Annotated in this window: 5 protein-coding genes; 1 reads left to right on the forward strand and 4 read right to left on the reverse strand. The window is 74.9% G+C overall.

Going from position 1 to position 7694, the window contains the following annotated elements; genetic code table 11:
* Window positions 1–298: 298 nt before the first annotated feature.
* Window positions 299–3514, forward strand: a complete 3216-nt coding sequence (locus ITP53_RS52380; protein WP_328818642.1) for a BTAD domain-containing putative transcriptional regulator — start codon at window positions 299–301, stop codon at window positions 3512–3514.
* 32 nt (window positions 3515–3546) lie between these two features.
* Here the strand turns inward: ITP53_RS52380 and ITP53_RS52385 are convergent, their stop codons facing one another.
* From ITP53_RS52385 to ITP53_RS52400, 4 genes are all read right to left on the reverse strand, one after another.
* On the reverse strand, window positions 3547–4107 hold the full coding sequence (locus tag ITP53_RS52385) for a dihydrofolate reductase family protein (protein WP_195902967.1): 561 nt from the start codon (window positions 4105–4107) through the stop codon (window positions 3547–3549).
* Window positions 4108–4221: 114 nt separating this feature from the next.
* Window positions 4222–5658, reverse strand: coding sequence for a hypothetical protein (locus ITP53_RS52390; RefSeq protein WP_195902968.1), 1437 nt, complete (start codon window positions 5656–5658; stop codon window positions 4222–4224).
* A 239-nt stretch (window positions 5659–5897) separates the two neighbouring features.
* A complete protein-coding gene (locus tag ITP53_RS52395) occupies window positions 5898–6680 on the reverse strand; it encodes an ABC transporter ATP-binding protein (RefSeq protein ID WP_328818645.1) in 783 nt (260 codons plus the stop codon).
* A gap of 35 nt (window positions 6681–6715) precedes the next feature.
* Entirely contained in the window at window positions 6716–7546 is an 831-nt protein-coding gene (locus ITP53_RS52400; protein WP_195902970.1) for an ATP-binding cassette domain-containing protein, read from the reverse strand.
* Window positions 7547–7694 lie beyond the last annotated feature (148 nt).

The following is a 7694-nucleotide window of genomic DNA, read 5'->3' on the forward strand; positions in this document are numbered from 1 at the left end:
GCCCCCAACACCCCCCGCCGCCGCTAATCGTCTCGGCCGTCCCTGACCGTCTCCGTTCCTGGCCGTCTCGGCGGTCCCTGGGTCTCGGCCTGTCCTGGCCGTTCCGGTCGCTCCTGAACGTCTCGGCCCTTCCTGCCCTGCCGGGCCACCGTGCCGCACGTTGCTGTCGTGGCCTCTGGTCGGCGGATCGTGGAGTGGTTGGTGGTGAGTCTGAGGGAGGGTCTGGACGGCTTAGCCTTGGGGGGTGCGATTAGGGGTGTTGGGGCCGCTGGCCGTGTGGACCGATCATGGTGAATCGGTGCCGATTTCCGGGCGTTTGGTGCGGGCGCTGCTGGCCGATCTGCTGGTTCACGAGGGACGTCCGGTGTCGGTGGATCGGCTGGTCGAGGACCTGTGGGGGGAGACGCCGCCGGCCGATCCCGTGGCCGCCCTTCACGTACGCGTCTCGCAGCTGCGCCGAGCCCTGGCCGGCGCCGAGCCGGGCGGCCGCGAGCTGGTGGCGTCCCAGCCCCCCGGGTACGCGCTGAGAGCCCGTCCCGACGGCGTGGACGCGGCCAGGTTCGCGGCCCTGACCGGGCAGGCGCAGGCGGCCGATGACCCGCGGACCCGGGCCGGGCTGCTGGCCGAGGCGCTGGGTCTGTGGCGGGGGCCGGCCCTGGCCGACTTCGCCGACGAGGAGTTCGCCCGGCCGGCCGTGGTCCGGTGGGAGGAGCAGCGGCTGGCCGCCGTCGAGGCGTACGCCGAGGTCCGGCTGGAGCTGGGCGAGCACCGTGAGCTGGTCGCGGAGCTGGGCGAGCAGGTGGCCGGGCATCCGTACCGGGAGCGGCTGCGGGCGGCCCACATGCGGGCACTCCACCGGGCGGGCCGCACGGGCGAGGCCCTGGACGGCTTCCAGGAACTGCGGCGCAGGCTCGCCGACGAGCTGGGCCTGGACCCGAGCCCGGAGCTGACCGAGCTGCACCGGGCCATCCTGGCCGGCGACCCGGCCGAGAACGCGCCGGCCCCGGCTGCCAGGCCGGTCAGGCCCGCCACCAACCTGCCTGCGCCGGTGACCGAGCTGATCGGCCGTGACCACGCCCTTCAGCGGGTACGCGAGCTGCTGACGGCAGGCCGGCTGGTCACGATCACCGGGCCAGGCGGGGTGGGCAAGACCAGTGTGGCCATCGCGGTCGCCAGGGCCCTGGCCGGGACGTACCCGGAAAGCGCCTGGCTCGTCGACCTGACCACCTGGGACGGGCGGGGCGACGCGGCGGAGCTGGTGCTGTCCGTCCTGTCCATTCCGGACGCGCCGGGCGGCTCGGAGCCGGCGGGCGAACGACTGGCCGCCGCCCTGCGGGAGCGGCGGACCCTGCTGGTGCTGGACAACTGCGAGCACGTGGTGGAGCCGGTGGCCGAGCTGGTCGCGACGCTGCTGCCGGCCGCGCCCGGCCTGCGGGTGCTGGCCACGAGCAGGGAGCCGCTGCGGCTGCGCGGTGAGGCCCGCTGGGAGCTGCCGCCCCTGGACATCCCCGACACCGACGACCCGGCCCGGCTTGCCGGGTCCGCGGCTGTGCGGCTGTTCCTGGCCAGGGCCGGGCTGGCCCCGGAGCCGGAGATCGCCGCGAGTGTCGCCGAGGTGTGCCGGCGGCTGGACGGCATCCCGCTGGCGCTCGAACTGGCCGCCACCCGGGTGCCCGCGCTGGGCGTGCCCGAGCTGGCGTCCCGGCTGCGTGTCCCCCAGGACCGGTTCGGCCTGCTCGGCACCGGTCCCCGCGACGCCCCGGCCCGGCAGCGCACCCTGGCCGCGGTGATCGACTGGAGCTGGCGCCTGCTGACCGAGGCCGAGCGCGCCGTGCTGCGCCGCCTGGCCGTCCACTCGGGCGGCTGCACCCTGACCGCCGCCGAGACACTGCGCACCGACGACACGACCGCGGTAGAGCCGGCGCGCACCAGCGGCGCTGCCGCGGCCGGCGTGGTGGGCAGCGGCACTGTGGCCGGGGCGGTGGGCGGGGAGGGGGTCGCTGCCGGTGAGGTGTTGGATGTGCTGGCAGGGCTGGTGGACCGGTCGCTGGTGGTGCGCGGGGACGGGGCGCGGTTCCGGTTGCTGGAGTCGGTGTCGGCGTACTGCCTGGACCGGCTGCGCGAGAGCGGCGAGGAGGCGGTGCTGCGGCGCCGGCACGCCGACTACTACCTGGCCCTGGCCGAAGAGGCGGAATCGCGGCTGCGCGGACCAGGCCAGGGGGAGTGGCTGCGCCGGCTGGACGCCGAGGCCGCGAACCTGCGGGCGGCGCTGGACACGTTCCGGCGGGAGGGCGCGGCCGAGCGGGCGCTGCGGCTGGCCGGAGCCCTGGTGTGGTACTGGGTCCTGCGCGGCCGGCTCACCGAGGCGCGCCGCGCGCTGGCCGCGGCCTTCGCGGTGCCGGGCGAGGTCCCCGCAGGGGTCCGGGCCAGGGCCGAGGCGTGGTACGCCGGCCTGGCGATCCGGCAGGGACAGGCCGGGCCTGAGCGCGCGGCGGAGGCTTTGCGAGGCTACGAGAAGGTGGCGGATCCGGCCGGGCAGGCCAGGGCCGAGTGGTTCCTCGCCATGTCGATCGTCGAGTTCGGGGACGAGAAGGCGACCGGTGAGCTGCTGGAGCAGGCCCTGGACACGTTCAGGGAGATCGGGGACCTGTGGGGTGAGGCGGCGGCGCTCAGCACCCGCGCCATGCTCGCGCACATGCGGTACGACCTCGACGCGCTGGAGCACGACGCCCGGCGCAGCGCGGATCTGTTCGGTGAGCTGGGTGACGACTGGGGTGTGCTGCAGGCCACGGACTGGCTGATCGGCCTGGCCGACCTCACCGGCGACCTGGCGGAGGCGGCCCGGCTCAGCCAGGCCGGCCTGCGGATCGCCGAGGAGCTGGGACTGTGGCCCGACGTGGCAGGGCGGCTGGGCTGGCTGGCCTGGATCTCGGTGCAGGCCGGAGACCACGCGAGCGCCCTTGAGCACGCGGAGCAGGCCAGACGGCTGGCCGCCGAGCAGGGGCAGCAGGCCGGCGAGGCGTTCGCCGCCATCAGCCTGGCGTTCGCCGCCCGCCGGTCCGGCGACCTCGACCTGGCCGAGGAACAGCTGCGGTGGCTGCTGGACTCCGCCCGGCGGCAGCAGAGCGCCGGCGGCGTGCCGCCGTACCTGTCGATGGTGCTGGTCGAGCTGGGGCTGCTGGCCGAGCAGCGGGGCGAACCGGCGGCGGCGCTGGCCTGGCACCTGGAGGGCTTCGACGTGTTCCGTGAGCAGGGCCTGGTACACGGTCTGGCGTGGGCGCTGGCCGGCCTGGCCGCCGCGCTGGTGCAGGATGGGCGGCCCGGCCTGGCCGCGCGGCTGCTCGGCGCCGCGGAGAGCGCCCGGCGGAGCGCCGGGAAGGAGTCGTCCGTTTCCGACCGGGACGAGCTGGCCCGGATCACCGCCCTGGTCCAGGCCGCCGAGCCCGGTTTCCCCGCCCTGTTCGAGCAGGGCCGCGAGCTCACGCCCGAGCAGGCCAGAGACCTGCTGCCGTGACTCGCGGGCTTGCTCGGGAACGCAGGCCAGGCTTACTTGGGGACGTAGACGTGGACCACGATGCCCGAGTCGAATCGGTTGATGTCGGCCAGTTTCAGGTGCGTGGTGTCGAACCCTGCGCCCTCGAACAGGTGCTTGCCCGCGCCGACGATGACCGGGAAGTACCAGAAGTGGAACTCGTCGACCAGGCCGTGTTCCACCAGGGTGCGGTCCAGCTCGCCGGTGCCCCACTTCAGGATGGTGCCGCCCGGCTGCTCCTTGAGCTTCGCGACCGCCTCGGCCACGTCACCCTGGATGAGGGTGGCGTTCCAGGTGGTCTCGGTCAGGGTCCGCGAGGCGACGTACTTGGGCATCTCGTTCATCTCGACGGCGTCCTCGCGCGCCGACCACGCCTCCGCGAACCCCTCGTACGTCACCCGGCCGAGCAGCATCGCGTCCGCCGACGCCATCAGCCCGCCGGAGTAACGGGCGTGGTCCTCGTCCCAGTACGGCTGGCCCCAGTGCTGCGGCTCCGCCCGGGACGCCGTGGACGGGCCGGTGTCGTCGATGATGCCGTCCAGCGACACGAACGTCGACTCGATGAGCTTGCGCATCGTCCTGCTCCCTGTGGTCTGCGCCGGTGGTTCCGGCTGATGACGACAGCCTGCCTGGCGGCGCTTACCGTTTCCTTCCCGCCGCCCTACCGGCCGCGAGTTCACCACACGCCGTCACTCGGCGGCCGGCGCATGGTACGCCGACCACCCGCCGGGCAGGTCGTCCTTCCGCCAGGCCGCGACGTACGGGGGCGGCGGGACGTCGGTGTGGACGACGACCACCTGATCCCCGCGGGCCATCGCCGTGCGCAGCTGCGCGGGCTCACGTTCGCCGAACCGCTGGATGACCCCCCGGGAGGAGCAGCCGAGCAGGTAGCCGAGCTGCACCCCGGACTCGCCGTAGACCAGGCACGGGGGGCGTACGCCGCGCTGCCGCAGCTCCGCGGCCACCTCCTCGACCCGCTCCCGGCCCGACAGCGCGTTGCCCGACATGCCGTGGGCGTAGCCGCCCTGCAGGGCCAGATGCGCGAGCACGCCCCCCACCCCGAACACCGTGGCGAGCGGACGGCGCAGGCCCAGGAGCGCGGTGACCGCCTCGGCGACGGGCAGTGACAGCAGCGCGTAGGCCGGCATGAGGAAGCGCGGCGCGGCGTAGTCGACGTAGAACAGGTACGGCAGCGCCAGCGCCGCACCGGTGCCCGCGGCCAGCAGCAAGGGCGCGAATCGGCCGGTACGCCGCGCCGCCCACACCCCCGCGGCCGCCATGACCGGGATCGCCAGCCACCAGAGCAGCGCCACGGGTGAGACCGGCCCGCAGTTCGTGCCGAACCGGCACAGCGAGGGGCCGTCGAGCGCCCTGGCGTGCTCGATGACCGAGGCCGTCCATCCCATGACGTTGTGCTCGGCCGCGTCCCCCAGCCGCGCGGCCACGCCGCCGAACCGGAGCTCCGCCTCGATCAGCCACTGGCCCCACCCGACCGCCAGTCCCGCCGCGATGCCCGCCAGCGAGGCGATCCGCCGCCAGGCCGGCACCGCCAGCGCCGCGGCGCCCAGCACCGCGGCCGCGACCAGGGCGTCCGATGGCCGCATCAGCGACATGACGGCGAAGGCCGTCGCCAGGCCCAGCGCCGGCCACCGCGACGGGCGTACGAGGAGCCCGGTGGCCGCGACCGCGCTCAGGGCCACGTACAGGTTGGGCATGGCCTCGTTGCCGTAGAAGAGCGTCAGCCAGGTGCCCGCGAAGAGCAACGCCGCCAGCGGCACCGTGTAGCCGTCGCGTACGCGTAGCCAGGGCGCGAACGCGGCGCACAGAGCCAGCGCCGAGATCGCGGTCAGGAAGAGGCGCAGCAGCGGCACCGAGTCGGTCACCGCCACCACGGGCGCCACCAGCAGGGCGACCCCTTGGGCGCGCGGGGCGCTGAAGATCGCTGGGGGTGCGTGGGAGGCGTACTGGCTGGCGTAGACGGCCTCGTCCCACCCGATGCCGATGCGGGGCGAGACCAGGAGCAGCTGCGCCGCCGCGTACAGGAGGCCGGCCAGGGCGAGGAGGAGGGCAGGGCGCGTGGCGACGTGCCTGCCGAGGCCGGCGGGCTCCTGGCGGATGATCGTCATGCCGTGACTCCCGGTGATGATGCGCCGCTACCCGATTCGTCCGTGTTCATCTCTTCGGGCGGCGGGTAGCCGGCTGCGGACTGGACGGGAGGATCACGAAGCGGCCATCTGGCACGGCGACGTACCCCACGGTGGCCGTCGCCGAGGTGAGGAGGCAATGTCCCCGAGTGTTCTTGGCAGAACCTGGATCAGGTCTTCCCCGGTGTTTTGTCAGGCGACCGTTGTCGGCTCGTACGGCTTCAGCGGAGCCGGGCGGCCCGGCTGAGCCTGGGGACGCTCTCCAGGAGCCTGCGGGTGTACGGGTGCGCGGGCGAGCCGAGCACGTCCGTGGTGGCGCCCTGCTCCACCACGCGCCCGCGCTCGATGACGGCCGTCTCCGCGCACAGCGCCGCCACCACGCTCAGGTCGTGCGAGACCACCACGACCGTCAGCCCGTGACTCTCGCCGAGCTCGCCGAGCAGCTCGACCACGCGCACCCGCGTCGACACGTCGAGCGCGCTGACCGGCTCGTCGGCGAGCAGGACACGCGGCCGGCACACGATGGCCCGCGCGATCGCGACGCGCTGCCGCTGCCCGCCGGAGAACTCGTGCGGGTACCGCCGGGCCGCGTCGGCGGGCAGCCCGACCGAGCGCAGCGCCTCCGCCACCCGCTCGGCGGCCTCGGCGCGCCTGGCCGCGCGGGATCCGTGGGAGAGCAGGCCGAGCGAGCGCAGCGGCTCCGAGACGATCCTGCCGACCCGCTGGCGCGGATCCAGCGACGAGTACGGGTCCTGGAACACCGGCTGGACCGCCCGCAGGAACGCGGGGTCGCGCGGGGCCACTTCTGCGCCGTCGAACAGCACCTGGCCGGTGGTCGGCCTCGCCAGGCCGAGCAGCAGCCGCAACAGCGTGGTCTTGCCCGCGCCCGACTCGCCGACCAGCGCCAGGCTGCGCCCGGCCGTCACGGCGACCGAGACGCCATCAAGCACCGGAGGGCCGCCCCGGTACGCGAACCCGGCCTCCCGCGATTCCAGAATGCGCACGGCGCCGCCCGGTTCGGCTGGTGCTCCGGCGGGGCTCATGGGGCCAGCCGGTCCAGCTCGCCCTCCAGGGCCCACGCGCTGTCCACGAGCGAGCGCGTGTACGGGTGCCGAGGCTCGCGCACGATGTCACGTGTCCTTCCCGACTCCACCATGGAGCCGTCCTTGAGCACCACGACCCGGTCGGCCACGCCCGCGACGACGGCCAGGTCGTGGCTGATGAACAGCAGCGCCATCCCACGGCCCGCCACCAGCCCGTCCAGCAGCGCCAGGACCTCGGCCTGCACCGTCACGTCGAGCGCCGTGGTCGGCTCGTCGGCGATCAGCACCTCCGGCTCGGAGGCCAGTGCCATGGCGATGGCCACCCGCTGCCGCTGCCCGCCGGAGATCTCATGCGGGTAGGCGCGGGCGACGCGCTCGGGCAGGCGTACCTCGGACAGCGCGTCGAGGACGGCGGCGCGCAGCGGCTTGCCGCGCAGCCCGCGCCGGCGGCGGATCGGCCCGGCGATCTGACGGCCGGCGCGCATCAGCGGGTCCAGTGCCGTCAGCGGCTCCTGGAAGACCACGCCGGCGGCCCTGCCGCGGACGCGGTCCAGCTTCCTGTCCTGCGCGCCGACCACCTGCGTCCCGCCCAGGGTCACGCTGCCGTGCGCGGTCATGCCCGCGGGCAGCAGGCCCATGACGGCCAGCGCGGTCAGCGACTTGCCCGAGCCGGACTCGCCGATCAGGCCGAGCCGCTCGCCGGGACCGAGGGCGAAGGACACGCCGCGCAGGAGTTCGTGGCCGTCCGCCCGGCGTACGGCCAGGTCCTCGACGTCCAGCAGAGGCTCTGCGGCCGACGGCGGGCCGGGAGGCTCGGGTGTGGTCATCGGGTGCTCCGGAGGGGGCCTGCGGGCGGCGGCGGGCCGGGAGGCTCGGGTGTGGTCATCGGGTGCTCCGGAGGGGGCCTGCGGGCGGCGGCGGGCTGGGAGAGTCGGGCGGGGTCATTCGGGTGCTCCGGAGGGGGCCGCGGCGGGG

The organism is Nonomuraea cypriaca, from assembly GCF_015645445.1.
GTDB classification, from domain to species: domain Bacteria; phylum Actinomycetota; class Actinomycetes; order Streptosporangiales; family Streptosporangiaceae; genus Nonomuraea; species Nonomuraea cypriaca.